The 25,358-nt window shown below is 70.6% G+C and carries 28 protein-coding genes; 18 read left to right on the top strand and 10 right to left on the bottom strand.

The features are described from left to right. Window positions 1–109 precede the first annotated feature (109 nt). The 3 genes from FZO89_RS13400 to FZO89_RS13390 all read right to left on the bottom strand — a co-directional run bounded on the left by FZO89_RS13400 (window position 110) and on the right by FZO89_RS13390 (window position 2,062). Window positions 110–838 (bottom strand): glycine zipper 2TM domain-containing protein, encoded by a 729-nt coding sequence (locus FZO89_RS13400; RefSeq protein ID WP_149103730.1) that lies wholly within the window; start codon window positions 836–838, stop codon window positions 110–112. A 110-nt stretch (window positions 839–948) separates the two neighbouring features. Further along, window positions 949–1,635, bottom strand: a complete 687-nt coding sequence (locus FZO89_RS13395) for an alpha/beta hydrolase (protein WP_149103729.1) — start codon at window positions 1,633–1,635, stop codon at window positions 949–951. Continuing rightward, window positions 1,628–2,062, bottom strand: a complete 435-nt coding sequence (locus FZO89_RS13390; RefSeq protein ID WP_149103728.1) for an OsmC family protein — start codon at window positions 2,060–2,062, stop codon at window positions 1,628–1,630. Before FZO89_RS13390 ends, FZO89_RS13395 begins: the two co-directional genes overlap by 8 nt. 307 nt (window positions 2,063–2,369) lie before the next feature. On the opposite strand from FZO89_RS13390, the gene fusA reads away from it, so the two are divergent. The 8 genes from fusA to FZO89_RS13350 all read left to right on the top strand — a co-directional run bounded on the left by fusA (window position 2,370) and on the right by FZO89_RS13350 (window position 8,552). Further along, window positions 2,370–4,442: an elongation factor G gene (fusA, locus tag FZO89_RS13385; protein WP_149103727.1), complete on the top strand. Its 2,073-nt coding sequence runs from the start codon at window positions 2,370–2,372 to the stop codon at window positions 4,440–4,442. Window positions 4,443–4,457: 15 nt separating this feature from the next. Further along, on the top strand, window positions 4,458–4,877 hold the full coding sequence (locus FZO89_RS13380) for a DUF2784 domain-containing protein (protein ID WP_149103726.1): 420 nt from the start codon (window positions 4,458–4,460) through the stop codon (window positions 4,875–4,877). 136 nt (window positions 4,878–5,013) lie between these two features. Beyond that, window positions 5,014–5,394, top strand: a complete 381-nt coding sequence (locus tag FZO89_RS13375) for an HU family DNA-binding protein (RefSeq protein WP_149103725.1) — start codon at window positions 5,014–5,016, stop codon at window positions 5,392–5,394. A 108-nt stretch (window positions 5,395–5,502) separates the two neighbouring features. Beyond that, window positions 5,503–6,156 carry a tellurite resistance TerB family protein gene (locus FZO89_RS13370; protein ID WP_149103724.1) on the top strand — a complete coding sequence of 218 codons (654 nt, stop codon included), beginning with the start codon at window positions 5,503–5,505 and terminating at the stop codon, window positions 6,154–6,156. Between the two features lie 20 nt (window positions 6,157–6,176). Then, the gene (locus tag FZO89_RS13365) at window positions 6,177–6,737 is read left to right on the top strand and encodes a hypothetical protein (RefSeq protein ID WP_149103723.1); all 561 of its coding nucleotides are present in this window, start codon (window positions 6,177–6,179) and stop codon (window positions 6,735–6,737) included. A 48-nt stretch (window positions 6,738–6,785) separates the two neighbouring features. Next, on the top strand, window positions 6,786–7,217 hold the full coding sequence (locus tag FZO89_RS13360; protein WP_149103722.1) for a hypothetical protein: 432 nt from the start codon (window positions 6,786–6,788) through the stop codon (window positions 7,215–7,217). A 67-nt stretch (window positions 7,218–7,284) separates the two neighbouring features. Then, complete coding sequence (locus FZO89_RS13355; RefSeq protein ID WP_149103721.1) at window positions 7,285–7,854, top strand: DUF1439 domain-containing protein; 570 nt, start codon at window positions 7,285–7,287, stop codon at window positions 7,852–7,854. A gap of 29 nt (window positions 7,855–7,883) precedes the next feature. Next, window positions 7,884–8,552 carry a hypothetical protein gene (locus FZO89_RS13350; RefSeq protein ID WP_149103720.1) on the top strand — a complete coding sequence of 223 codons (669 nt, stop codon included), beginning with the start codon at window positions 7,884–7,886 and terminating at the stop codon, window positions 8,550–8,552. 13 nt (window positions 8,553–8,565) lie between these two features. Here the strand turns inward: FZO89_RS13350 and FZO89_RS13345 are convergent, their stop codons facing one another. Both FZO89_RS13345 and FZO89_RS13340 read right to left on the bottom strand, forming a co-directional pair. Further along, window positions 8,566–10,803 carry a DUF5916 domain-containing protein gene (locus FZO89_RS13345; RefSeq protein WP_149103719.1) on the bottom strand — a complete coding sequence of 746 codons (2,238 nt, stop codon included), beginning with the start codon at window positions 10,801–10,803 and terminating at the stop codon, window positions 8,566–8,568. Between the two features lie 132 nt (window positions 10,804–10,935). After that, on the bottom strand, window positions 10,936–11,412 hold the full coding sequence (locus tag FZO89_RS13340; protein WP_149103718.1) for an SET domain-containing protein: 477 nt from the start codon (window positions 11,410–11,412) through the stop codon (window positions 10,936–10,938). 180 nt (window positions 11,413–11,592) lie between these two features. Between FZO89_RS13340 and FZO89_RS13335 the strand changes: the two genes are divergently transcribed. Beyond that, on the top strand, window positions 11,593–12,174 hold the full coding sequence (locus FZO89_RS13335) for a cytochrome C (protein WP_149103717.1): 582 nt from the start codon (window positions 11,593–11,595) through the stop codon (window positions 12,172–12,174). Here FZO89_RS13335 and FZO89_RS13330 read toward each other — a convergent pair. Further along, on the bottom strand, window positions 12,147–12,326 hold the full coding sequence (locus FZO89_RS13330) for a hypothetical protein (RefSeq protein WP_149103716.1): 180 nt from the start codon (window positions 12,324–12,326) through the stop codon (window positions 12,147–12,149). The two genes, FZO89_RS13335 and FZO89_RS13330, sit on opposite strands and share 28 nt — an antisense overlap. 197 nt (window positions 12,327–12,523) lie before the next feature. On the opposite strand from FZO89_RS13330, the gene FZO89_RS13325 reads away from it, so the two are divergent. From FZO89_RS13325 to FZO89_RS13295, 7 genes are all read left to right on the top strand, one after another. Then, window positions 12,524–12,979: an SUF system Fe-S cluster assembly regulator gene (locus FZO89_RS13325; RefSeq protein WP_149103715.1), complete on the top strand. Its 456-nt coding sequence runs from the start codon at window positions 12,524–12,526 to the stop codon at window positions 12,977–12,979. 49 nt (window positions 12,980–13,028) lie between these two features. Beyond that, a complete protein-coding gene (sufB, locus tag FZO89_RS13320; protein WP_149104175.1) occupies window positions 13,029–14,489 on the top strand; it encodes a Fe-S cluster assembly protein SufB in 1,461 nt (486 codons plus the stop codon). A 110-nt stretch (window positions 14,490–14,599) separates the two neighbouring features. Then, the gene (gene sufC / locus FZO89_RS13315; protein ID WP_149103714.1) at window positions 14,600–15,364 is read left to right on the top strand and encodes a Fe-S cluster assembly ATPase SufC; all 765 of its coding nucleotides are present in this window, start codon (window positions 14,600–14,602) and stop codon (window positions 15,362–15,364) included. After that, entirely contained in the window at window positions 15,361–16,620 is a 1,260-nt protein-coding gene (gene sufD / locus FZO89_RS13310; protein ID WP_149103713.1) for a Fe-S cluster assembly protein SufD, read from the top strand. The genes sufC and sufD overlap by 4 nt, the downstream gene beginning before the upstream one ends. Before the next feature lie 29 nt (window positions 16,621–16,649). Continuing rightward, the gene (locus tag FZO89_RS13305) at window positions 16,650–17,873 is read left to right on the top strand and encodes a cysteine desulfurase (protein WP_425480469.1); all 1,224 of its coding nucleotides are present in this window, start codon (window positions 16,650–16,652) and stop codon (window positions 17,871–17,873) included. A gap of 104 nt (window positions 17,874–17,977) precedes the next feature. Beyond that, window positions 17,978–18,517, top strand: coding sequence for a GNAT family N-acetyltransferase (locus FZO89_RS13300; RefSeq protein WP_149103711.1), 540 nt, complete (start codon window positions 17,978–17,980; stop codon window positions 18,515–18,517). Then, window positions 18,514–18,846 (top strand): non-heme iron oxygenase ferredoxin subunit, encoded by a 333-nt coding sequence (locus FZO89_RS13295; RefSeq protein ID WP_149103710.1) that lies wholly within the window; start codon window positions 18,514–18,516, stop codon window positions 18,844–18,846. The genes FZO89_RS13300 and FZO89_RS13295 overlap by 4 nt, the downstream gene beginning before the upstream one ends. 133 nt (window positions 18,847–18,979) lie before the next feature. On the opposite strand, the gene FZO89_RS13290 is transcribed toward FZO89_RS13295, so the two are convergent. Further along, the gene (locus tag FZO89_RS13290; protein WP_149103709.1) at window positions 18,980–19,585 is read right to left on the bottom strand and encodes a HutD/Ves family protein; all 606 of its coding nucleotides are present in this window, start codon (window positions 19,583–19,585) and stop codon (window positions 18,980–18,982) included. A gap of 170 nt (window positions 19,586–19,755) precedes the next feature. Next, a complete protein-coding gene (locus FZO89_RS13285) occupies window positions 19,756–20,091 on the bottom strand; it encodes a ComEA family DNA-binding protein (RefSeq protein ID WP_149103708.1) in 336 nt (111 codons plus the stop codon). Between the two features lie 205 nt (window positions 20,092–20,296). Here FZO89_RS13285 and FZO89_RS13280 point away from each other — a divergent pair, with 205 nt between their 5' ends. Then, window positions 20,297–21,790: a M20 family metallopeptidase gene (locus FZO89_RS13280; RefSeq protein ID WP_149103707.1), complete on the top strand. Its 1,494-nt coding sequence runs from the start codon at window positions 20,297–20,299 to the stop codon at window positions 21,788–21,790. Between the two features lie 152 nt (window positions 21,791–21,942). Beyond that, entirely contained in the window at window positions 21,943–22,209 is a 267-nt protein-coding gene (locus tag FZO89_RS13275; RefSeq protein WP_149103706.1) for a GlsB/YeaQ/YmgE family stress response membrane protein, read from the top strand. A 175-nt stretch (window positions 22,210–22,384) separates the two neighbouring features. Here FZO89_RS13275 and cysC read toward each other — a convergent pair whose 3' ends face one another. Continuing rightward, a complete protein-coding gene (gene cysC / locus FZO89_RS13270; protein WP_425480446.1) occupies window positions 22,385–24,286 on the bottom strand; it encodes an adenylyl-sulfate kinase in 1,902 nt (633 codons plus the stop codon). 127 nt (window positions 24,287–24,413) lie between these two features. Further along, entirely contained in the window at window positions 24,414–25,340 is a 927-nt protein-coding gene (gene cysD / locus FZO89_RS13265; protein WP_149103705.1) for a sulfate adenylyltransferase subunit CysD, read from the bottom strand. Window positions 25,341–25,358 lie beyond the last annotated feature (18 nt).

Raw genomic sequence — 25,358 nt, 5'->3', positions numbered from 1 at the left:
CATGCCGAGCGGCGCACCGTAACGCGCGTTCGCCACGCCGGAGACGCGAGGACAAGGGACACGAGGGGCCCGACGGCTCCCCCGCCTCATCGCGGCGCTGGGCGCCGCCTCACTCGGCGCGCACGTCCACGCGCACGCGGATGCGGTCGCCGGGGTGGTAGTTCGTCCGCGTCAGGTATTCGCGACCGCCGTATTCGTAGGTGACGTCGTACTCGCCGACCGTGCCGTCGTATGCATCGCTGCCGTAGGCGTCGTACCCGCCATAGCCGTCGCCGCGGTAGGGATCCGGCTCGCAGACGGTGACCGTGGCGTCGCGATCGCGGCGGTTGGCCTCGTAGATGCCGCGACCGGCCGCGCCACCGACCATCGACCCGACCGCCGTGCCGATCACCTGGCCGCTGCCGTCACCGATCCTGCTGCCGAGCACCGCGCCGGCGATGCCGCCGAGCACGGTGGCGACCAGTCGGCCGTTGTCGTCGCGACGCTGGTCGCGGTAGGGATCGTGCGGATAGCCGTTCCGGTAGTCGCCGTCGTAGGAATCGGCACGGCGATCGCCCCAGGGCTCGTTGCCCGCATAGCCTTCGCGCCGGGTCCGGCAGCGCCGCGTATCGCTCACCGGCCTCGCGCGGCCATCGAAGACCGGGTCGACGCGCACCACCCGGGCCCAGTCGTGGTGACCCTGCGGCGCATAAGCGTCAGGCCGCGCCTGCTGCTGCGGAACCCGGTGGCTGTAGTCGCCGTAGGGCGCCGGACCGTAGCGGCCGTCATCGACCTGCGCGCCGACGGCGCCGGCAGCGAGCGCCAGCACGATGGCAACGGACACGCTTGCGGACTTCATCATGAGAACCCCCGGGCGCCGGGCAGGGCGGCGCGCATCGCCACGCTAGGGACGCATGGCTAACGGGCGGCTGAATCCGCGCGGCTCCGCTCCGCCGCGGCATGCGGCGTTCACCGCGCCGACAGCCAGGCCAGCGCCTGCGCGGCGCATTCGGCGGCGTTGCGGCCCAGCAGCGGGCCGACATGGCTGACGGCGGTCGCGCGCAGCAGCGAGGCCTCCCACGCGCTCGCCAGGGCCGCGGTGAGCCGCGGCGGCACGTCGTCGTCCACCATCGAGGCGATGCACAGCACCCGGCAGGCAGGCGGTTCGACCTCGATGCCGCCGCAGGCCTCGCGCATCGCCCGCCCGCTCTCGTCGCGCCAGTGCCGGAACGCGAACAGCGCGGTGGCCTCGTCGGCGTCGGGCAGCGCGCGCTGGGTGCCGGTCAGGCGCGCGTCGCGCTGCCAGGGCACGACGTCCGGCCAGTCGCGACCGGGCAGTTGCGCATGCCATGGCGACGGCGGCAACGGGTTGACCAGCACCAGTGCATCGGCGCCGTCGGCACAGGCCATCGCCAGCAGTCCGCCCAGGCTCGCGCCGACCAGCGCGCGCGGGCGCGGCAATGCGTCCAGCGCCGCGCGCACCTGCGCGGCGTAGTCGTCGAAGCCGGTGGCGGCCAGGCCCTCCGGCGAGGCCTGCAGGTCGGGAGCGGCCACCCGCAGGTGGCCCGCCTCGAACACGGCCTTCCAGACATTCCATTCCCAGCCGCCGCCGCCTCCGCCGTGCACCATCAGTGCCGAGGCGATGCGCTCATCCAACCAGTTCCGCCTCCAGCGTGATCGGAACCGCGCTCAGGGCCTTGGACACCGGGCAGTTCTGCTTCGCGTCGTCGGCGATGGCGCGGAACTTCGCCTCGTCCAGGCCCGGCACCTTCGCCTTCATCTTCAGCCGGATCGCGCTCAGCGTCGGGCCGCCTTCCATCGACAGGTCCACCTCGGCGCTGCCGTCGAGCGCTTCGGGCGGATGCCCGGCTTCGCCCAGCTTCGCCGCCAGCGCCATGGTGAAGCAGCCGGCGTGCGCGGCGGCGATCAGTTCCTCGGGATTGGTGCCCTTCTCGTCGCCGAAGCGGCTGTTGAAGCCGTAACGGGTGCCGTCGAGCAGGCCGCTCTGCGGGGTGGTGAGCGAGCCCTTGCCGCCCTTGAGGTCGCCTTCCCAGTGTGCGCTGGCCTTGCGGGAGATGCCCATGATGTCGCTCCTGTGGGGTAAAGCGTGCAGCGTAAGCACGCGCGCGTTACTTCCGCGTGCGGGCGCGCCGGGATGCTGCGTCGCAACGCGCTCCGCCCGGTGCGACGCGCTACTGTGTCGGCCCGCCATGACCGCCCCTCGAGCGTGCGCTCGAACGGCAGCGTTCCTCCCGCGGACAGCCATGACGGCCGCCATGCGGATCCCCCGCAGGGATCGGACCAGCCCGCCTGGACGTTCCGCGGCACGGATCCCTCCGAACGATGCCGGCCGCGCTGGCCGGCATCCCATCCAAGGGAGGATCGGCCCCATGCCCTACTCGACGCAACAGGTCCGCAACGTGGCCCTCGCAGGCCACCCCGGCGCCGGCAAAACAACCCTGTTCGAAGCCCTGCTGCATGCCGGCGGCACCGTACAGACGGCAGGCACCGTCGAACGCGGCAACACCGTGTCCGACTTCGACCCGATCGAGAAGCAGCGCGGCCACTCGATCGACGCGGCCATCGCCGGCATCGACTACCGCGCGGGCGCGGACCGTTCCGCGCACATCAACCTGATCGACCTGCCCGGCTATCCCGAATTCCGCGGTCCCGCGCTGTCGGCGCTGGGCGCGGTGGAGACCGCGGCGATCGTGGTCGACGCCACCGGCGGCGTGGAATACGGCACCCGGCGCATGATGGAGCGCGCGAAGGAACGCGGCCTGTGCCGCGCGATCGTGGTCTCGCGCATCGACGCCGAGGGCGCCGACCCGGGCCGCGTGCTCGACCAGCTGCGCGACGCCTTCGGGCCGGAGGTGCTGCCGCTGAATTTGCCCGCGGACGGCGCGACGCGCGTGGTGGACTGCTTCGCCTCGGCCGACGGCGACGCGCGCGTCAGCGACCTCGGCCCGGTCGCCGACTGGCATCGCCGGATCCTCGACCAGGTGGTCGAGATCAACGAGACGGTGATGGACCATTACCTCGACCTCGGCGAGGAAGGCCTGTCGGGCCAGGAACTGCACGATGCGTTCGAGCAGTGCCTGCGCGAGGGTCACCTGGTGCCGGTGTGCTTCGTGTCCGCGCGCACCGGCGTCGGCGTGAAGGCGTTGCTGGACGTCGCCACCCGGCTGTTCCCGCATCCGGGCGAGGCCAACCCGCCGCCGTTCGTGAAGGGCGCCGGCGCCGACGCCCGGCCGATCACCACCACGCCCGACCCGTCGGCGCACGTGGTCGCCGACGTGTTCCGCATCGTCCACGATCCCTTCGTCGGCAAGCTCGGCGTGTTCCGGGTGTACCAGGGCACGGTGCGCCGCGACACGCAGCTGTTCGTCGACGACGGGCGCAAGCCGTTCAAGGTCGGCCACCTGTTCCGGCTGCACGGCAAGGAGCACGTCGAGGTCGACCAGGCCATCCCGGGCGACATCGCCGCGGTGGCCAAGGTCGACGAGCTGCATTTCGACGCGGTGCTGCACGACAGCCACGACGAGGACCAGATCCGGCTGGCGCCGGTCGCGTTCCCGAAACCGATGTTCGGGCTGGCGATCGAGGCCGGCAGCAAGGGCCAGGAGCAGAAGCTGGCGAACGCGCTGCACAAGCTGGCCGAGGAGGATCCCTGCTTCCATGTCGAACACGAGGACGAGACCAACGAGACCGTCATCCGCGGGCTGTCCGACCTGCATCTGCGGATCCAGCTCGAGCGGCTCAAGGACCGCTTCGCGGTGGAAGTCACCACCCGGCCGCCGCGCATCGCCTACCGCGAAACCATCGGTGCGAAGGCCGAGGGCCACCATCGGCACAAGAAGCAGACCGGTGGCGCGGGCCAGTTCGGCGAGGTGTTCCTGCGGGTCGAGCCGCTGCCGCGCGGGGGCGGGTTCGAGTTCGTCGACGAGGTCAAGGGCGGGGTGATCCCTGGCCAGTTCCTGCCGGCCGTCGAGAAGGGCGTCCGCCAGGTGCTGGCCTCCGGCGCGATCGCCGGCTATCCGATCCAGGACGTGCGCGTCATCGTCTACGACGGCAAGCACCATCCGGTCGACAGCAAGGAGGTGGCGTTCGTCGCCGCCGGCCGCAAGGCGTTCCTCGATGCGATCGGCAAGGCCAGGCCGCAGGTCCTCGAACCGATCGTCGACCTCGAGGTCAACGCGCCCGAGGCGCACATGGGCGACATCAGCGGCGGCCTGGCGGGCAAGCGCGCGCGCATCAACGGTACCGATGCGACCGGCAACGGCGAGATCGCGGTCACCGCCCAGGTGCCGCTGTCGGAGCTGGAGGGGTACGCCGCGGAACTCAAGTCGGCGACCGCCGGCCGTGGCCGCTACGCACTGGAATTCAGCCACTACGAACCGGTGCCGCCGCAGGTGCAGCAGGCGCTGGCGGCGGCCTGGCGACCCAGGCACGAGGAGGACTGACGACGAGGTCCAATCGTGAACTCCGGCCGCGCCGCCCTGCTCGCCGACGCGATCCTCGCCCTGCACGTGGGCGTGGTCGCCTTCGTGGTGCTCGGGTTGCTGGCGATCCTGGCAGGCGGTCCACTCGGCTGGCGCTGGATACGGGGGTTGGCATTCCGCGCCACGCACCTGCTGCTGATGCTGGTGATCGCGCTGCAGGCCTGGATGGGGCAGCTGTGCCCGCTGACGGTCTGGGAACAGGCGTTGCGAATCCGAGCGGGGCAGGATACTTACGGCGAATCCTTCATCCAGTACTGGCTGTCGCGCCTGATCTTCTTCGAGGCGCCCTGGTGGGTGTTCGTGTTCGCCTACAGCGCGTTCGCCGGACTGGTGATCGCCTGCTGGTGGCGGTGGCCGCCGGTCCGGCGTCGCGCAAGCAGCAGGCGCCCGCGGTGAGGCGGGTGCGGAATATGCGTGTTTTTTCGCGTTTTCCTATTGGCGGCGCGATGCGGATGCCCTACATTGCGCCTGCCGGCATGTTCGGCCGCACCAAAACGCAGACCACAGACACTGACGAGGGAACACAAAACCCATGGCAAAGAAGAAGGCCACGACCAAGAAGGCAGCCCCGAAGAAGGCCGCCAAGCCTGCCGCGCCGAAAGCGATCAAGGATCCGTTGAGCAAGTCGGGCCTGGTGGCCCACATCGCCGACGCCACCAGCGTCGCCGCGAAGGACATCCGTGCCGTGCTCGGCGCGCTCGAGGGCGCGATCCACGGCTCGCTGAACAAGAAGGGCGCGGGCAGCTTCACCCTGCCGGGCGTCGCCAAGTTCAGCGCCGTCAGCGTGCCGGCCAAGCCCAAGCGCAAGGGCATCAACCCGTTCACCAAGGAAGAGCAGTGGTTCGCCGCCAAGCCCGCCTCGGTGAAGGTCAAGGTGCGTCCGCTGAAGAAGCTCAAGGACGCGGCCGCCTGATCGCCGCAAGCGACAGCGACGCCACGAACGGGACGGCCTTGCCGTCCCGTTTCTTTTCGGGCGGCTAAGATGCGCGTCCCACCTCCAAAGCGACGACCGGACACGACGATGAGCCTCAACGGATTCCTCGACCACCTGCTCAAGTCCGCGGCACCCACCACCGTGACGGGCAACGACGGCCGCGGCGGACTCGGCGGCATGCTCGGCTCCGACTTCGGCAAGGGCACGATGGCCGGCGGCGCGCTGGGCCTGCTGCTGGGCCGCAACAGGACCACCCGCAAGCTCGCGACCTACGGCGGGCTGGCCGCGCTGGGGATGATGGCCTACCGCGCCTACGGCGACTACAAGGCGCAGCAGGGCGCGCAGGTGCAGCCGCAGACCGTCGACCGGCTGCCGCCACCGCAGGCGAACCTGCACGGCGAGGCGATCCTGCGCGCACTGGTCGCCGCGGCCAAGGCCGACGGCCATCTCGACGCGCGCGAGCGCCAGGTGATCGAGGGCGAGTTCGCACGGATCGCGCCGGAGGCCGAAGTGCAGCGGTGGCTGAAGGTCGAACTCGACAAGCCGCTCGATCCGGCCGAGGTGGCGCGCTCGGCGGGCACGCCCGAGATCGCCTCGGAAATGTACCTGGCCAGCCTCGTCGCCGCGGACGAGCAGAACTACATGGAGCGCGCGTACCTGGACGAACTCGCGCGCCAGCTCGGGATCGACGACGCCCTGAAGCGGCGGCTCGAGCAGGAGTTCCGCGACGCCGCCGGCTGAGCGCAACCCGACGCCCGCCGATGCCACGCGCGCGCCTGCTGCTGCCGTTGCTGCTGTTGCCCGCGCTGGCCGCGCTGCTGGCCCTGCGAGGCTGCGATCGCGGCGGCACCGACGATCCTCCGGCGCGCCCCGTCGCGGCCACCCTCCCGGCGGACGCTGCCGCGCGCGCCGCACGCGATGACGAGGAAGCGTTCGCGCGTGCGGAACTGCGCGACCGCCACGATGCCGCCATGCGCGCCGCGGTCTCCACCCTGCACCGCTATCTGGCGAAACTGCCCGAGGACCACGTCGCCGCCGACGCGTTCTGGGCCGATGGCCGCCCGCCGCGCGACGCCGACGAGGCGGACCTGCGCGGCCTGCCGGCGGCGCCGAGCTTCTTCCGCACGCGAAACCGCTCCCCCGAAGCGCTGGGCACCACGCCCGTCCCCGCGGCGGTGCGCATCCCGGTGCAGATGCGCCTCGGGCTGCGCGGCGAGTCGCCGCGCCACTATTCGGGCTGGTACGAACTGCGGCACGATCCCGCGCAGGACACATGGCAGCTCACCGGCGCGTCCATCGACGCGATGCCCGCCCGGCAGTAGCATGGCCGCGGTCGTCGTCGGCGACCCTACGCGGGTGCGGGAGGCGGGATGGACAAGCGGTTCTGGATCTGCGGCATCGTGGTGTCGTTCGCCGCGCTGCTGCTGTCGTTCCTGACCCACGGGCTGCTGCTCGGCGACGACTACGCGGCGCTCGGGGCGATGTACCGAGACGCCACGGACGGCACGCGCCACTTCCGCTGGCTGCTGCTCGCGCACGGCCTGCTCGGCTTCGCGATGACCTGGATCTTCTCGCAGGGCTACGCCCGCGATCGCGCCACGATCGCGCAGGGCCTGCGCTTCGGGCTGGCGATGGCCCTGTTCTCGACCGTGCCCGGTTACCTGGTCCATTACGCCGTGCAGCCGCTGCCGGCGGCGCTGGTCGCCAAGCAGGTGCTGTTCGGCACGCTCGGCATGGTGCTGCTGGGCGTGCTGCTGGCCTGGCTGCAGCCGCGCCGCAACGCGTTGCGCGCGCCGGCATGATCCGCCCAGCGACGGTTCAGGCCGCGGCCGCACACTGATCGACGTCGTCTTCCGCCAGGACCGTCGCATGCGCCGTCTTCCGCTTTCCCGGATCTGCCCGAGCCTGCTCCTGCTCGTCCTGCTCGCCGGTTGTTCGACCATCGGCGTCGTGTCCGCGTGGCTGGGCGACCAGGTCGCATTCACACCCGGGCAATTGCAACGCCATCTCGACCACCGCTTCCCGCGCACCTTCGACAAGCTCGGCGGACTGGTGACGGTGACGCTGGACAATCCTCGCGCCTCGATTGCGCCCGGCGATTCGCGCCTGCGCCTGGAGTTCGACCTCGGTCTCGGCGCGCTCGGCAGCGAGGGCGCGACCACCGGCCACCTCGCACTGGCCAGCGGCCTGCGCTACGACCCGGCGACGCAGGGCCTGCACCTGGATGCGCCGGAACTGCTGCAGTTCGAGATCCCGCGCTCGGGCGAACTGCTGCGCGGTGGCGCACGCGGCATCGTCAACAGCCTGCTCGCCGAATACGCGCGCACCGAACCGGTGTACCGGCTCGACGACGACCTGCTGGCGAAGCTGCCCGCCGGCAGCCGGATCGGCGAGGTCGGCATCGAACGCGGTGTGGTCGTCGTGCGGCTGGAGCGCTGAGCATGGCGCGCACGGCCCGGACCGCCCCGATGCGCGCAGCGCTCTTGGCAGGCGCGCTGGCGTGCGTGCTGGCGGCCTGCGACCGGGATGCGCCTGCCGGCGCCGCGACCGACGACACCCCGAACGCACCGCTGCCGCAGCCCAGGGCGGACGGCGCCGTCACCGACATGCCGGCCCGTCCCGGCCCCGGCGAAGTGCCCCTGGCCGGCGAGGTACCGCCACCGCCGCCACCGGCATTGCTCCCGGCCGACGCGAACTTCGGCCTGCCGCCGCTCGAGGAGAATCCGGAAACCGGCATCGCACCGGCCGCACCGGATGCGGCCGAGCCCATGCCCGCCGAGGCGGCGACGCTGATGCGCGAGTACTACGCGGCGATCGACGCCCGCGACTTCGCCCGAGCCCATGCGGCCTGGTCCGACGACGGTCGCGCCAGCGGACTGACGCCCGAGCAGTTCGCGGCCGGCTTCGCGGACATCGCCCGAATCGAGACCACGTTCGGCGAGCCCGGCCCGGTCGGCGCGGCCGCCGGCTCGCGCTGGGTCGAAGTGCCGGTGACGGTCACCACCACCCGCACCGACGGCAGCGTGCAGCGACAGGCCGGCCGGTTCACGCTGCGCCGCGCGGTGGTCGACGGCGCCACGCCGGAGCAGCGCGCCTGGCGCATCGCCTCGGCCGACCTGCGCGACGCCGCGCCCTGACGGACCTGCGCGCTCAGAGTTCGAAGCGATAGCTGAGCTTGACCATCAGCTGTTCGTCGTCGCGCAGATCGAAGCTGTCGAGCAACGCCTCGTCGACGCCGTCCGCGATCGTGCTGCGATCGAAGCCGCCGCGGCCGTAGACCACGTACAGGTACGACAGCGGCGCCAGCTCGTAGCGGTAGCGGATCTGGAAGGCGAGATTGCGTACGCTGAAGTCCTCGATGGCGTCGTCCGTGGCGATCGCGTTGCCCGCCGGGTCGAAACGCCAGGCGTGGCGGGCGCGCGCATCGATGCCGATCGCCTGCAGCTTCACCCGCAGTTCCTGGCGTGGATCGATGCTCCAGTCCAGTCCCGCGAGCAGCTTGGCCTCCTTGCCGTCGAACGCGCCGACCAGGTCGCCGCTGTCGGGTCCCTGCCAGATCAGCCAGTCCGGGCGCTGGATCAGGATCGCGCCGGCATTGAGGCTGAAGGCGTCGCTGACGAAATAGGTGGCGCCGTACCACAGCGAGCCACCGAGCCGGTCGTTGCCCGCCAGCCCGCCGCCGAACAGCTCGGCCTCGACATCGTGCGCCCAGCGCCCCTTGCGCGGGCGCGAGTACTCGTAATAGGCGTTGAAGTTCGCCGGCAGGCGCACGATGCCGTTGCCCCGAAGCAGCAGGTCGTTGATGCCGGCGCCGTTGATGTTGACCTGCGCGTACTCGTCGCTGCCGTTGCGCAGCTGGCCCTGGCGGCTCATGCGGAACTGGTCGTTGAGCTTCTGGCCGCGGTTGTTGTGGTTGCTGCTGACGCGCCAGCGCCAGTCGGTGGAGGCGTAGCGCGAGCCTTCGGGCAGGTCGGTGAAGCGCCTGGAGACCTGCCAGTGCAGGTAGTTCGTGCTGGCGCGCGAGAGATAGCCGGCGTCGTTGATCTCGAGCTCGTTGCCGAAGTGCATCGCGATCCACTGCTGGCGCCAGCCTCGGTCCATCTCGTAGTCGGCCCACAGGGTCGCGCCGAGGTCGCTGCTGCGCCCGCCGTCCTGCTCGACCCGGCTGCCGAACACACGGCTGCGCACGTTCCAGCGCGGCGTCGGGCGCCAGCTGTGGTCGAGACCCAGCACGCTCGCCTCGCGGTCGAGGAACGGCCGCTCGACGTGCGTCAGCATCATGCCGAGGTTCTGGGTCTCGAAATCGCGCACCACGCGCAGCGCGTAGAAGCTGCGGCCCGCGGCGCCCGCCTCGTCGGCCGAGAACAGCCCGTACTTCGCCTGGCCGAAGCTGCCGTTGAGCTTGACCGCGGCGGCGATGTCGCTGGCGCCGCCGCCGTCGTCGGCCGGTCCGCCGATCCGGCGCGTGTACAGCAGCTGGCTGAAGTCGGAGGGCGTGGTGTATTCGAAGATGCCCTGGTTCTCGGTGAAGAACGGCCGCTTGTCGCTGACGAAGGTTTCGGTGGCGCTGAAGTTGACCACCAGGTCGTCGCTTTCCACCTGTCCGAAGTCGGGATTGACCGTCGCGGAGAGCTGGAAGCGGCCGTTGGGTTTCCAGAACAGGTCGGCGCCGGCATTGCCCTCGCCATCGCCGCCGATGTTGTCGTACAGGCCGGACACATAGGGCGTGACCGCGAGCAGCGACTGGTCGTATTGCGGCACCGTCAGCGGTGCGAAATCCGACAGGAACCGCGAGCGCTCGAAGCTCGCCGCCGGCCACGCCGTGCGCTCGCCGGTGGAGCCGATCACCCGGGCCAGGAACAGCCTGAGGGTGCGTTCGCCACCGGCACCGTCGCGCATCGGCGCGGTATGCCAGGGCACCAGCAGTTCCACGCTCCAGCCGTCCTCGTCCTCGCTTACCGCATGGCGCCACTGGCCGTCCCAGTCGCTGCTGAACTGGTTCTCGTTGGTGATGATCTCGTCGGCGATGCCGCCGGTGGAACTCACGGTGAAGGCGTAGCCGGTGCGGCCGTCGCCGTCGAAATCGACGAAGACGTTGACCCGGTCGACCTGCTCCTCGAAGTCGCGGCGCACCTTCTGCCGGGTGCGCGGCACGCCGGGCGGCTGGGTGTTGCGGAAGGCCACCGCCAGCCCGTCGGGCGTCGCCAGCATCCAGGCCTGCGTCGGCAGCGAGCCCGGCTCGCCGGTCAGCGGCTGGACCTTGCGAAAATCGGTGACGTGGGTGGCGCCCTCCCACTCGCCGGGATCGATCCGGCCATCGACCTCGACCGCAGCGGCCCGGCCTCCCACCAGGGCGAGTGCCAGCGCCACCAGCCAGAACCTGTGCATCCAGCCCACCGGGCGATTCCCCTCGCGTCCTCCACCGGCACGCAGGCTAGCCGCGGCAACACGAGGTGCCGCGTCCCATCGGTCATGGCAACCCTTTGCCCGCGGCGTGCATCCCGCCAGCGGGCGCGCCGGTCAGCGCTTGGGCTGGAGCATCGTCCCGGTGCACTTCTTCGAGCCGCACTTGCAGGCCCAGAGCTTCTTCAGCCTGGCCGTATGCGGTTCATCGAGGGTGATGCCGTAGTTGTAGGTCAGCTCCTCGCCGGGCTTGATCTCGCGCAGGGCGTGGATGAACACCTTGTCCTTGTGGCGGCGATCCTTCGCATCTTCCTCGATCTCGGACTCGCAGTTCGGCTGGCAGCTGTGGTTGATCCAGCGTGCGACGTTGCCGCCGACGTTGGCGTCGACCACGTACTCGTCGTTGAGGGTGAACAGGAAGGTGTGGCCGTCCTCGTCGTCGTCGCCGTATTCCTCGTCGACCTCGGCGTGGGTGCGCAACGTGCCCTTGTAGCGGACGATGCGCTCGCCCTTCCTGATCAGTTCGGTGGCGAACACGCCATTGCCGTGGATCGGCGACAGGCGGGCTTCGATCTTCTTTTTCTTCTTCGGCATTGCGGGCGGTGAAGTGGGCGGGAACGGCATTGTGGCACGAGCCGCGCGCCCGGCAGGCCGCCGTTGCGGCGCGGACACGAGCTGTCTGCGGCCGCCATCGCCCGCTGGGGACGGCGTCGCGCGTCCGCCCGGACCACGGATCCACGTTGATCAGGCCAGGTTCCCGAGGACGACACACCGATGCGCACCGCCGATGCCCTGCGCCTGCCCGCCTGCCTGCTGCTCGCCTGCGCCCAGGGTGGATGCCAGCCCGTGCCGGCGGTGCCCGCCACGAGCGCCGGAACCGTTGCGCCGGACGAAGTCCTCGTCGCGCATGGCGAGTACATCGTGCGTATCGCCGGCTGCAACGACTGCCACACGGCCGGTTATGCCGAGCGCGGCGGCGAGGTCCCGACCGCGGAATGGCTCACCGGCTCGCCGCTGGGCTACCACGGGCCGTGGGGCACGACGTATGCCACCAACCTGCGGCTGACCGTCGCCGGCCTCGACGAAGCGCAGTGGCTGGCCTATACCGCCAACCTGCATACCCGTCCGATCATGCCCGACTTCATGCTGCGGCAGATGCGCGAGCACGACCGCCGCGCGATCCATCGCTTCGTGCGTTCGCTCGGTCCGGCAGGAACCGCGGCGCCGGCGGCGCTGCCGCCGGGCCAGGTACCACCCGAGCCCTATTACCAGCTGGTGTTGCCGCCCCCGGGCCCGGGCACCGCCGGCGAGCCGATCGCGCAGTCGCCTCAGGCCGGCCACAGCCCGGTCCAGTAGGCGGCCATGCCGAGGCCGAACGCGGCCCAGGCCAGGTCGCGGACGCCGCGCGCCGCCTTCCACAGCAGGAAGGCCGCCGCGGCGACCAGCGCCGGCCCCAGCCAGCGGCCGCGCCCGTCCTCCACCGCCGTCGTGCCTGTCTCGAATCCCATCGCACCCTCCCGCTGCCGTCCGCCGGTGGACATGGCCATGCTGGCGCGCCGGCGTCGCTGACGGCAGTGGCGCGCATCAGAGGCCGGGGGTGACAGCCGTCATCCGCGTGCTTCATGAATCGCACGGCCAGCGCGCGTTGAGCCGAACCACCGGAAAGCGTACAATTTTGGTCCGCTTTCGAGAACCATTCGCATCCATGCTCCGTGTCACCCGGCTTACCGACTACGCCACCGTCGTCCTGACCGTCCTCGCCTCGCGGCCGGAAGCGGTGCTCAGCGCGGCCGACCTGGCCGAACGCGCCGGCCTGGAGGGCCCCACGGTCAGCAAGCTGCTCAAGCCGCTGGCGCAGGCCGGGCTGGTGGAAGGCTTCCGCGGCGTGCATGGCGGATACCGACTGGCGCGGCCGGCGACCGACATCAGCCTGGTCGAGATCGTCGAGGCGATGGAAGGCCCGCTGGCGATGACCGAATGCAGCCTCGACCACGGCGAGTGCGGGATCTCGGCCCGATGCGGCGTGCGCGCCAACTGGCGCCGCATCAACGACGTGGTCGCCGACGCGCTGCGCGGCGTGAGCCTGGCGCAGATGCTCGACGACGTGCCCCCCTCGCCCCCGCCCGCCAGGCGCATCGCCGCCCGGCTGGCCAATGCGTAATCCGGTTTCCGGACAGGACGCCACCCACATGGATACCCCAGGCAGCCCCATGGCCACCGAACTCGCAGAACCGATCGCCAACAAGGAAATCCACGAACAGCTCGGCCGTCGCTACGACGCCGGGTTCGTCACCGAAATCGAGTCCGACTCGCTGCCGGCGGGCCTGGACGAGGACGTGGTGCGCGCGCTCTCGGCCAAGAAGGGCGAGCCGCAGTGGATGACCGACTGGCGCCTGGCCGCCTACCGCCACTGGCTGACCATGCCGGTGCCGCACTGGGCCAAGCTGCGGATCGCGCCGATCGATTTCCAGTCGATCAGCTACTACTCCGCACCGAAGGGCCCGAAGTACAAGTCGCTCGACGAGGTGCCGCAGGAACTGCTCGACACCTACGACAAGCTCGGCGTGCCGCTGCACGAGCGCGCGCGCCTGGCCGGGGTCGCGGTCGACGCGGTGTTCGATTCGGTGTCCGTGGGCACCACCTTCCGCAAGGAACTGGCCGAGAAGGGCGTGATCTTCTGCTCCATGTCCGAGGCCATCGCCGAGCATCCGGAGCTGGTGCGCCAGTACCTGGGCACCGTGGTTCCGGTCGCCGACAACTACTTCGCGGCGCTCAATTCGGCGGTGTTCTCCGACGGCAGCTTCGTGTTCATCCCGAAGGGCGTGCGCTGCCCGATGGAACTGAGCACCTATTTCCGCATCAACGCCGGCCATACCGGCCAGTTCGAGCGCACCCTGATCGTCTGCGAGGACAAGGGCCACGTCTCGTACCTGGAAGGCTGCACAGCGCCGATGCGCGACGAGAACCAGCTGCATGCGGCGGTGGTGGAACTGGTTGCGCTGGAAGACGCCGAGATCAAGTACTCGACCGTGCAGAACTGGTATCCGGGCGACGAGCAGGGCCGCGGCGGCATCTACAACTTCGTCACCAAGCGCGCCGAATGCCGGGGCGCGCGCAGCAAGGTCACCTGGACCCAGGTCGAAACCGGCTCGGCGATCACCTGGAAGTACCCGTCCTGCGTGCTGCTGGGCGACGACTCGACCGGCGAGTTCCACTCGGTGGCGCTCACCCACCATCGCCAGCAGGCCGACACCGGCACCAAGATGATCCACGTCGGCAAGCGCACCAAGAGCAAGATCGTCAGCAAGGGCATCAGCGCCGGCCATGGCCAGAACACCTACCGTGGCCTGGTCAAGGTCGCCGCCGGCGCGGACGGCGCGCGCAACCACACCCAGTGCGACAGCCTGCTGATCGGCAAGCGCTGCGGCGCGCACACCTTCCCCTACATCGAGGTGAAGAACCCGGGCGCGACCGTGGAACACGAGGCGACCACGTCCAAGATCAGCGACGACCAGCTGTTCTATTGCCGCACGCGCGGGATCAGCGAGGAAGACGCGGTGAGCCTGATCGTCGACGGCTTCTGCAAGCAGGTCTTCCGCGAACTGCCGATGGAGTTCGCGGTCGAGGCCAAGAAGCTCTTGGACGTGTCGCTGGAAGGCAGCGTCGGCTGACCGGACCACGTTCGTCATCCCGAGCACAGCGAGGGATCTTCCTTTTCACCCACGACGGATCGCAGGTTCCTCGCCTGCGGTTCGGAAATGACAGCTTCGAGACGTACACCATGCTCAGAATCGACAACCTCCACGCCAGCATCGCCGGCAAGGACATCCTCAAGGGCCTCACGCTGCACGTGAAGCCGGGCGAGGTGCACGCCGTCATGGGCCCGAACGGCGCCGGCAAGTCCACGCTCGGCAACATCCTCGCCGGCCGCGAGGGCTACGAGGTCACCGCGGGCACGGTCGAGTTCGACGGCAAGCCGCTGCTCGAACTGGAACCCGAAGAGCGCGCCGCCGCCGGCGTGTTCCTCGCCTTCCAGTACCCGGTCGAGATCCCGGGCGTGAACAACACCTATTTCCTGCGCAGCGCGCTCAACGCGCAGCGCAAGGCGCGCGGCGAGCCGGAGCTCGATTCGATGCAGTTCCTCAAGCTGGTGCGCGAGAAGCTGTCGGTGCTGCACCTGGACGACAGGCTGCTGCATCGCGGCGTCAACGAGGGGTTTTCGGGCGGCGAGAAGAAGCGCAACGAGATCTTCCAGATGGCGGTGCTGGAACCGCGGCTGGCGATCCTGGACGAGACCGATTCCGGCCTGGACATCGATGCGCTGCGCCACGTTGCCGAAGGCGTCAACGCGCTGCGCGCACCGGACCGCTCGTTCGTGGTGATCACCCACTACCAGCGGCTGCTCGACTACATCCGCCCGGACGTGGTGCATGTGCTCGCCGACGGCCGCATCGTCGAGTCCGGCGGGCCGGAACTGGCACTGGAACTGGAACAGCACGGCTATGCGTGGATCGCCGACCGCATCGCGCCGGAGGCCACGGCGTGACCAGCCCGCTGCTCGAGTCGCTGGCCGCCGGCTTCTCCGGCGATCCCGCGCGGCGCTCCCTGCTCGACGCCGCGCTGCGCGACGGCCTGCCGGGCCCGCGCAGCGAGCGCTGGAAGTACACCACGCTGCGTGCGCTGGAGCGGCGCAGCTTCGCTCCGGTGGAAACCGCACCGACCGTCTCCCCGGACGCGCTCGCGCACATCGATGCGCCGCGACTGGTGTTCGTGAACGGACTGGTGGACACCACCCTGTCCCGGCTCGAAGACCTGCCGCCCGGCCTCCGGCTCGACAGCGCGGCCCGCTCCCCGACCCTGCCGGCGTCCCGGGGCGACGAAGACGCGCGCCACGCCACGGGAGACGACGTCTTCGCGCGGCTCAACGCCGCGCTCGCGCGCGACGGTGCCAGTCTGTGTGTCGATGCCGGCGCGCAGGTGGCCGATCCGATCCACCTCGTGTTCATCGGCGCGCCGACGGAAACCGACCTCGCCTGGCACCTGCGCCACCGCATCGAGCTGGGCGAAGGCGCCTCCTTGCGCGTGGTCGAACACCACCTGTCGGCGGGCCCGCACCGCCACCTCGACAACGGCCTGCTTTCGGTCCTGCTCGGCGCCGGCGCCCGCCTCGAACACGCGCGGATCCAGCACGCCGCCGAAGGCGCCACCGTGTTCACGCGCACCGACGCCAACCTGCAGGCCGATGCGCACTACCACCGCGTCGATCTCGAGCTGGGCGGCGCCCTGTCGCGCCATGAGCTCAATGTGCGACTGGAAGGCGAACGCGCCACGCTGGCCGCGCACGGCGTCCTGCTCGCCGCGGGCCGCAGCCACCTCGATACCCGTCTGGGCATCGAGCACGCCGCGCGCGACACGCGCTGCGATCTGCTGTGGCGCGGCATCGGTGCCGGGCGTGGGCGTGCGGTGTTCCATGGCGGCATCACCATCCATGCAGGCGCAGACGGCAGCGACGCACGGCTGTCGAACAAGAACCTGCTGCTGTCGGCGACCGCCGAGATCGACACCCAACCGGTGCTGGTGATCCATGCCGACGAGGTGCAGGCCGCGCACGGTGCGACGGTCGGCCAGCTCGATCCCGGCGCGCTGTTCTACCTGCGCTCGCGCGGACTCGGAAAGGACGCGGCGAAACGCCTGCTGACCGCGGCGTTCTGCCGCGAGCCGCTGGCGGCCATCGGCGACGAGGCATTGCGCGCCGCGCTGGAAGCACGCATCGATGCGGCGCTGGAAGCGCTGTCCGCATGAGCATGCCGCAGCCCGATGCGCCGGAGACGATGCGGCAGGACGTCGACTGGGCGCGCGTGCGCGAGGACTTCCCGCTGCTCGGTCGCACCGTGCACGGCAAGTCGCTGGTGTACCTGGACAGCGCCAATACCGGGCAGAAGCCGGCGGCCGTGATCGAGGCGGTCGACGACTTCTACCGCCGGCACAACGCCAACGTCAGCCGCGCGGTGCACGCCCTCGGCAGCGAGGCCACCGAAGCCTACGAAGGCGTGCGCGGCAAGCTGGCGCGCTTCCTCAACGTGCGCGCCGACGAACTGGTGCTGTGCAGCGGCACCACCTTCGCGATCAACCTGGTGGCGTACTCGTGGGCGCTGCCCCGGCTGCAGGCCGGCGACACGATCCTGGTCTCGCGCATGGAGCACCACGCCAACATCGTGCCCTGGCAGCTGGTGGCGCAGCGCACGGGCGCGACGATCCGGGTAGCCGAGATCCGCGAGGACGGCACGCTCGACCTGGACGCCCTGCGCACGGCGATGACGCCGGACGTGAAGCTGCTGGCGGTGACCCACGTCTCCAACGTGCTCGGCACCGTCAACCCGGTGCGCGAGATCTGCCGCGAGGCGCGCCGGCGCGGGATCACGACCGTGGTCGACGGTTCGCAGGCGGTGCCGCACCGGGCGGTCGACGTCGCCGCGATCGGGTGCGACTTCTACGCCTTCACCGGGCACAAGATGTGCGGGCCGACCGGCACCGGCGCGCTCTGGGCGCGGCGTGAACTGCTCGCGACGATGCCGCCGTTCCTCGGTGGCGGCGAGATGATCCGCGAGGTGAGTTTCGAGGGCACCGTGTTCAACGATCCGCCGCAGAAGTTCGAGGCCGGCACGCCGAACATCGCCGGGTTCATCGGCCTCGGCGCGGCCGTGGATTACCTGCAGGGCATCGGCATGGCGCACGTCGAGGCGCGCGAGGCCGAACTGCTCGCGCACCTGACCGGCGCGCTGGATGCGCTCGATGGCGTGCGCATCTTCGGCCGCGCGCCGGAGAAGGCCGCGGTGGTCTCGTTCCTGGTCGAGGGCGCGCACGCGCACGACCTCGCCACCCTGCTCGACCTGGAGGGTGTGGCGGTACGCTCCGGCCAGCACTGCGCGCACCCGCTGCTGCAGTTCTACGGCGTCGCCGCCACCTGTCGCGCGTCGCTGGCGTTCTACAACACCCACGCCGAGATCGACGCCTTTGTCGCCGCGCTGGAGAAGGTACGCAGGCTGCTGGGTTGATCGTCGCCTCCGGCGATACGGGTACGGGATCGTCGTCCGGCGACGCGTCGGTCGCGGGCCCGGGCGCCGCCCCGCGGCCCGGTCGCAGTGGATAGAATCCGCGCATGTCCGAACCGATCCTCCGCCCGGCTACGGCGGCCGACGTGCCCGCCCTGGTCGCCCTGGTCACCTCCGCGTACCGCGGCGAGTCCAGCCGTGCAGGCTGGACCACCGAGGCGGACTTCCTCGACGGCAACCGGATCGACGCGGACGTGCTGCGGGCCGACATCGCGCGCCCGCGCAGCCGCGTACTGGTGGCGGAGCAGGACGATGGCCTGGTCGCCTGCGCGCACGTGGCCGACGAGGACGGTACCGGCTACTTCGGCATGTTCTCGGTACGACCGGACCTGCAGGGCGCGGGACTCGGCAAGCGGTTGCTGGACGAGTGCGAGCGCATCGTGCGCGAGGACTGGCGGCTGCCGGCGATGCGCATGACCGTGATCGACATCCGCGACGCCCTGATCGGCTTCTACGAGCGCCGCGGCTATCGCCGCACCGGCGTCTTCAAGCCGTTTCCCTACGGCGACCCGCGCTACGGCATCCCGCTGCGCGACGACCTGCGCTTCGAGGTGCTGGAGAAGCGCTTCGACGGAGCCGCCGCATGAGCGAAAACTGGACCTGGATCTGCGCCACGGACGAACTGCTCCCGGGCGAGATGAAGACCGCATTCGACGAGATCACGGGCGCCGGCATCGTCGTGGTCAATCTCGATGGCACGCTGTACGCGCTCGAGGACCGCTGCAGCCACGAGGAGTTCGAACTCTCCGCCGGCAGCGTCGACCCGGACGAGGGCAGCATCGAATGCGTGCTGCATGGCGCACGCTTCGACCTCCGCGACGGCCGCGCCCTGTGCGCGCCCGCCTACGAGCCGGTGCCGAAGTTCCCGGTGAAGACCGAACACGGCGGCGTCTGGGCGCGCGACGACCGCGGATGAACTGGCCGCGATCCTCTTCGGCCACCGACGGCGACGATCCACCCCTCACCGCTGCCGCGCTGCCGGCGCACCGGGCTGACGCGGCGCGCGTGGCGGAAGGGACGCGCCGGCGACCGGGCCGATCGCGTGCGGCCTAGCCGGATGCCTGCCCGTCTTCCCGCGGGTCGATCCGGATCAGCAACGCTTCGCCGCCACCGTCGAGCACGTAGCGCGCACGTTGCCGGTGCGCGACCAGCAGCGCGGTGTCGCCCGGTGCCAGCGCCGGCAGGCCTGCAACGCCCTCGAGCCGCGCGCGACCGGCGAGCAGGTGCACGGCCCAGGTCGAACCCGGTTCCACGAACAGCACCATCGCGCCTGCCAGCGGCCGATGCCACAGCTGCGCCATCACGGCATCACGGCGCCACATCAGGTTGAAGTTGACGGCGCGCCCTTCGATCGGTTGCCCACCCAGCGCCCGTTCCCCGGCAAAGCGCAGGCGCGGGTATGGCGGCAGCAACTCGTGCGTCTCGCCATCGTCGAAGCGAAGGCGCAGGCCGGTGCCTTCCAGCAGCACGAGCTCGCGTTCGACGCCGGGCAGCACCGAGAACGGCGCATCGGCCTCGACCTCGGCGATCGACAGCCGCCATGCCCAGCCCGCGCCAGCGGGGTCGGCATGGATCTCGCGCGTCCATCCCGCACCGTTCATCCAGCGCACGCGACGGTATTCCTGGGCGGGGATCACCCGCGACGAGCGGTCCATGCGCGCCAGTCTAGCCGCGCGCCCGCACCCCGCGCGCAGGAAGCCGCCCGCCCATGCCTTCCTGGCATGGAACGGGCGGCGGTACGTCCCTGTCGCGGCCTGCGGCCGTCCACGGAGCCTTCCCTGCTCCACATCGCGGACGCGCCTCCGTGCGCGTCCGCCAACCGCACTCAGCGGGTCTGGGCGGCCGAGCGGCCGGCACCGGCGGCGCCGGCGGCGGCCTTCGCCGGACGCGGCGCGGACACCACGATGCGCTCGCGGTTCTGCTCCACCGTCCGCAGGCCGATGCCCTTGACCTCGGCCAGCTGCTCCGGGCTCCGGAACGGACCGTTCGCCTTGCGGTAGGCGACGATGGCGTCCGCCTTCGCGGGGCCGACGTTCTGCAGCACGCGGTCGAGCGTGGCGGCGTCGGCGGTATTGATGTTGACCTTCTCCGCGGCGAACGCGGCGCCGGCCAGCATCAGCGAGAGCAACAGCGTGGCGAGCAGGCTCTTGATCGTATTCATGTGTCGGGTTCCTTGGTTGAGGTTGGTTTCCTTGCCGCCGGCGGCGCGGCGCCTGCCGGTGATGACAGTCTCCCGCACCCCCCTGCGCCGCGGGATCGCCGCAGGGGCCCGCATGGGACAGGGTTATCCCGCGCGGCGAGGTCGGAAAAGCCCTACACGTGCCGCGCGTTAGAATCGGCGCTTCCACGCAAACGGACCGGATCCAATGGACGCCAGCAAGATCGATCGCTATGTCGGCGGCAAGTGGGACGACGAGATCGTCCCGCAGCTCGTCGAATACATCCGCATTCCGAACAAGTCGCCGATGTTCGACGCGAACTGGGCCGCGCACGGCCACATGGACGAGGCGGTGGCGCTGATGGAATCCTGGGCGCGCGCGCAGTCGATTCCCGGCATGCGCGTGGAGGTGGTCCGGCTGGAAGGGCGCACGCCGCTGATCTTCATCGAGATCCCGGCCGCACACGGCGGCAGCAACGACGACTGCGTGCTGCTCTACGGCCATCTCGACAAGCAGCCGGAGATGACCGGCTGGGATGACGACCTCGGCCCCTGGAAGCCGGTCCTGCGCGACGGCAAGCTGTACGGGCGCGGCGGTGCCGACGACGGCTACGCGATCTACGGCTCCCTGGCCGCGATCCTCGCGCTGCAGGAACAGCAGGTGCCGCATGCGCGCTGCGTGGTGCTGATCGAGGCCTGCGAGGAATCGGGCAGCTACGACCTGCCCGCCTACGTGGACCACCTCGCCGACCGCATCGGCCAGCCCTCGCTGGTGGTCTGCCTGGATTCCGGCTGCGGCAACTACGACCAGCTGTGGTGCACCACCTCGCTGCGCGGCCTGGCCGGCGGCAACCTCGCCGTGAAGGTGCTCGACGAGGGCGTGCATTCGGGCGACGCCTCCGGCGTGGTGCCGTCGAGCTTCCGGCTGCTGCGCCAGCTGCTGTCGCGGATCGAGGACCAGGACACCGGCCGCATCCTGATCGACGGATTGTTCGCCGACATCCCGCCCGAACGCCTGCAGCAGGCGCGGCGCGCGGCCGAAGTGCTGGGTACCGCGATCTACGACAAGTTCCCGCTGGTCCCGGGACTGGCGCCGATGCACGACGACCTGACCGAACTGGTGCTCAACCGCACCTGGCGCCCGGCGTTGTCCATCACCGGCATGGACGGCATCCCGCCGCTCGCATCGGCCGGCAACGTGCTGCGGCCGCAGACCGCGGTGAAGCTCTCGCTGCGGTTGCCGCCGACCATCGATGGACGCCGCGCGGGCGAACTGCTGCAGGAGGCATTGCTGCGCGATGCCCCGAACGGCGCCCAGGTCACGCTGTCGCTGGAGAAGGCCGCCACCGGCTGGAACGCGCCGGCCACCTCGCCGTGGCTGGAGAAGGCGATCGACGCGGCCAGCCTCGAGTTCTTCGGCAGGCCGGCGATGTACATGGGCGAAGGCGGCTCGATCCCCTTCATGGGCATGCTCGGCGAGAAGTTCCCGGGCGCGCAGTTCATGATCACCGGCGTGCTCGGTCCGCATTCCAACGCCCACGGCCCGAACGAGTTCCTGCACATCGCGATGGGCAAGCGCGTCACCGCCTCGGTCGCGCGGGTGCTCGCCGAGCACCACCTCGCCGGCGAGCGCGGCGAGACCACGGGTGTCGCGGTCGCCGCGGACAGCGGCACACGCCACGGCGACCACGGCTGCTGCTGAGCCGTGGCGCAACGTCCGCGGCGCGTGATCGCCCTGGACGGCGCCTCGTACCCACACCCGGCACCTCGCCGCCCGCGCAAGCGGGCGCAGGGCTGGCATCGCGATCGTGGCCCTGCCAAGCTTCGCTCCGCCACTCCAATCCAGAGGCCCGCATGGAACTGTTCGGCAGCAGCAACTGGCTCTACATCATCCTGATCGGCCTGGTGGTCGGCATCGTGGCCCGGCTGCTCAAGCCCGGGCGCGACAGGATGGGCATCATCCTGACCATCGTGCTGGGCATCGCCGGCGCCCTGTTCGCGGGATGGGTCGGTCGCATGGTCGGCTGGTACGGCCAGGGCCAGGCTGCGGGCTTCATCGCCTCGACCCTCGGCGCCATCGTGCTGCTGGTCATCGTCGGCGCGCTGCGCAAGCGGCGCTGAGCCACGCCGCAGGAACATTCTTGCGGCGCGTGCGTCGTCGGCTTTGCTGCGGGGCTCGCGGGAAAGCCGGCCGCGACCGTCTCCCTTCCAGGCCCAGGGCGAGGCTGGCTCGTCCGGAGACGCCCCGACGACAGACCGCCCGGTGTATGCACCACGCGGTCCCGCCGCCCGGTGGTCAGTCGAGCAGCCGCGCGATCACCTGCTCCGCGAGCGCCTCGGCGCCTGCGCCCCGGGTGTCCAGCACCAGTTCGGCGTTCTCCGGCGGCTCGTACGGCGAATCGATACCGGTGAAGTTGGGCAGCTCGCCGCGGCGCGCCTTGGCGTACAGGCCCTTGACGTCGCGTCGCTCGGCATCGGCCAGCGGCGTGTCGACGAAGACCTCGAGGAACTCGCCCTCGTCGAACAGCGTACGCGCCGCGCGGCGTTCGGCGCGGAACGGCGAGATGAAGCTGACCAGCACGATCAGCCCGGCATCGGTCATCAGCTTCGCCACTTCGGCCACGCGACGCAGGTTCTCGACCCGGTCCTCGTCGGTGAAGCCGAGGTCGCGGTTGAGGCCATGGCGGACGTTGTCGCCGTCGAGCAGGTAGGTGTGCAGGCCGCGCGCCAGCAGGCCTCGCTCGACCAGGTTGGCGATCGTCGACTTGCCCGCGCCCGACAGCCCGGTGAACCAGACGCAGCGCGGCTGCTGTCCCTTCAGCGCGGCGCGCAGCTTGCGGTCGACGTCGAGCGCCTGCCAGTGGATGTTGTCGGCGCGGCGCAGGCCGTGGCGGATCATGCCGGCGCCGACCGTGGCGCGGGTCAGCGGATCGACCAGGATGAAGCCGCCGAGCGCGGCGCTCTCGGCGTAGGGCGTGAAGGCGACCACCGCGTCGAACGACAGCACCAGCTCGCCGATCTCGTTGAACTCCAGGCGCTTGGCGGCCAGCGGCTGCAGGCTTTCCGGATCGTGCCGCGACTTGAGCTCGCTGATCCGTGCGCCCACCGTGCGCGTTCCGATCTTGAGCTGGTAGCGGCGCCCGGGCAGCAGCGGCGCCTCGTCGAACCAGAGCACGTCGGCCACCACCTGGTCGCTGTGCGCCACCGGGGCGTCGGGCGCCGCGAGCACGTGGCCGCGGCCGGCGTCGACCTCGTCGGCCAGTTGTACCGCCACCGCCTGGCCGGCGCGTGCGCAAACCGCACCGGTGCCCGACACCACCAGTGCCGCGATGCGACTCGCCGCACCCGCAGGCTCGACGCGCACCGCATCGCCGACCCGCAGCGTGCCGGCCGCCACGGTGCCCGCCAGCCAGCGTCCGCCGTCGCCGTCGCGCAGCACCGACTGCAATGGCAGCCGCAGCGGCAGCGATGCATCGGGCGCGTCCGTGGCCACGGTCTCGAGATGCTCGAGCACGCTGGGTCCGTGGTACCAGCCGATCGCAGGCGAGCGCACGGTCACGTTGTCGCCCACCGCCGCCGCCACCGGGATCGCGACCACGTCCGGCACGCCGAGCTTTTCCGCATGCGCGCGGAAGCGCGTGGCGATGGCGTCGAACACGGCCTGGTCGTAACCCGCCCGGTCCATCTTGTTGACCGCGAGCAGCACGTGGCGCACACCGAACAGCGACAGGATCGCGACGTGGCGGAAGGTCTGCGGCAGCAACCCCTTCGTGGCATCGACCAGCACGATCGCGAGATCGGCGACCGACGCGCCGGTGGCCATGTTGCGCGTGTACTGCACGTGGCCGGGGCAATCGGCGATCAGGAATCGGCGGCGCGCGGTCTGCAAATGGCGCCAGGCGACGTCGATGGTGATGCCCTGCTCGCGTTCGGCATCGAGCCCGTCGAGCAGCAGCGCGTAGTCGATCTCGCCGCCGCGCGTGCCGTGTGCGGCACTGGCACGCGCGAGCGCGGCGCGCTCGTCGTCCGGCACCCGTCCGGCCTCGTGCAGCAGGCGGCCGATCAGGGTGCTCTTGCCGTCGTCGACGCTGCCGCAGGCGATGAGGCGCAGGAACCGCGATTGATGATTCGTAACTGGTGATTCGGAAACAGGCGTTTCCCCGCTCCGGGAACGCTTGTCGATGGCCATGCTATTCATTGCCTTTCATCCATTTCCCGACCAGCAACGCCGGCAGTTGTCATCCCGAGCGCAGCGAGGGATCCACACGCGTCTCCGACACCCGGGACCGGCTCTTACGAATCACGAATCACCAATCACAGCTTCATCAGAAATACCCTTCCCGCTTCTTCTTTTCCATCGAATCGCCGTCGGCATGGTCGATCAGGCGACCGGCGCGTTCGGACTGCGCGCTGGTCTCCATCTCGGCGATCACCGCATCGAGGTCGGCGGCGGCCGACTCCACCGCGCCGGTCAGCGGGTAGCAGCCGAGCGTGCGGAAGCGCACCCTGCGCTGTTCCACCTGCTCGCCCTCGCGCAGCACGAAGCGTTCGTCGTCGACCATGATCCAGGTGCCGTCGCGACGCACCACCGGCCGCTCGGCGGCGAAGTACAGCGGCACCACGTCGATCCCCTCGCGGCGCACATAGCGCCACACGTCCAGTTCGGTCCAGTTCGACAGCGGGAACACGCGCACGCTCTCGCCCTGGCCGACCCGGGCGTTGTACAGGCTCCACAACTCCGGACGCTGCCGGCGCGGATCCCACCGGTGCTGCGCATCGCGGAACGAGAACACCCGCTCCTTGGCGCGCGACTTCTCCTCGTCGCGGCGCGCACCGCCGATCGCGGCATCGTAGCCGCCGGCCTCCAGCGCCTGCTTCAGCGCCTGGGTCTTCATCACCTCGGTGTGCACGCTGGCACCGTGGCTCAGCGGACCGACGCCGTCGCGCACGCCGTCGGGGTTGATGTGGACGCGCAGGTCGACGCCGGTCTCGGCGGCGCGGCGGTCGCGGAAGGCGATCATCTCGCGGAACTTCCACGTGGTGTCCACGTGCAGCAGCGGAATCGGCGGGGGCGCGGGAGCGAAGGCCTTGAGCAGCAGGTGCAGCAGCACCGAGCTGTCCTTGCCGATCGAGTACAGCAGCACCGGGTTGCGGCACTCGGCCGCGACCTCGCGCAGGATGTGCAGGCTCTCGGCCTCGAGGCGATCGAGGTCGGCGTCGGCGGGGGCGATGGAGGGCGAGGGAACCGTCATGGTGGCGGCGATTGTAGC

Source organism: Luteimonas viscosa (assembly GCF_008244685.1).
Taxonomy (GTDB): Bacteria; Pseudomonadota; Gammaproteobacteria; order Xanthomonadales; family Xanthomonadaceae; genus Luteimonas; species Luteimonas viscosa.
This window is presented reverse-complemented; position numbering and strand designations above follow the sequence as displayed.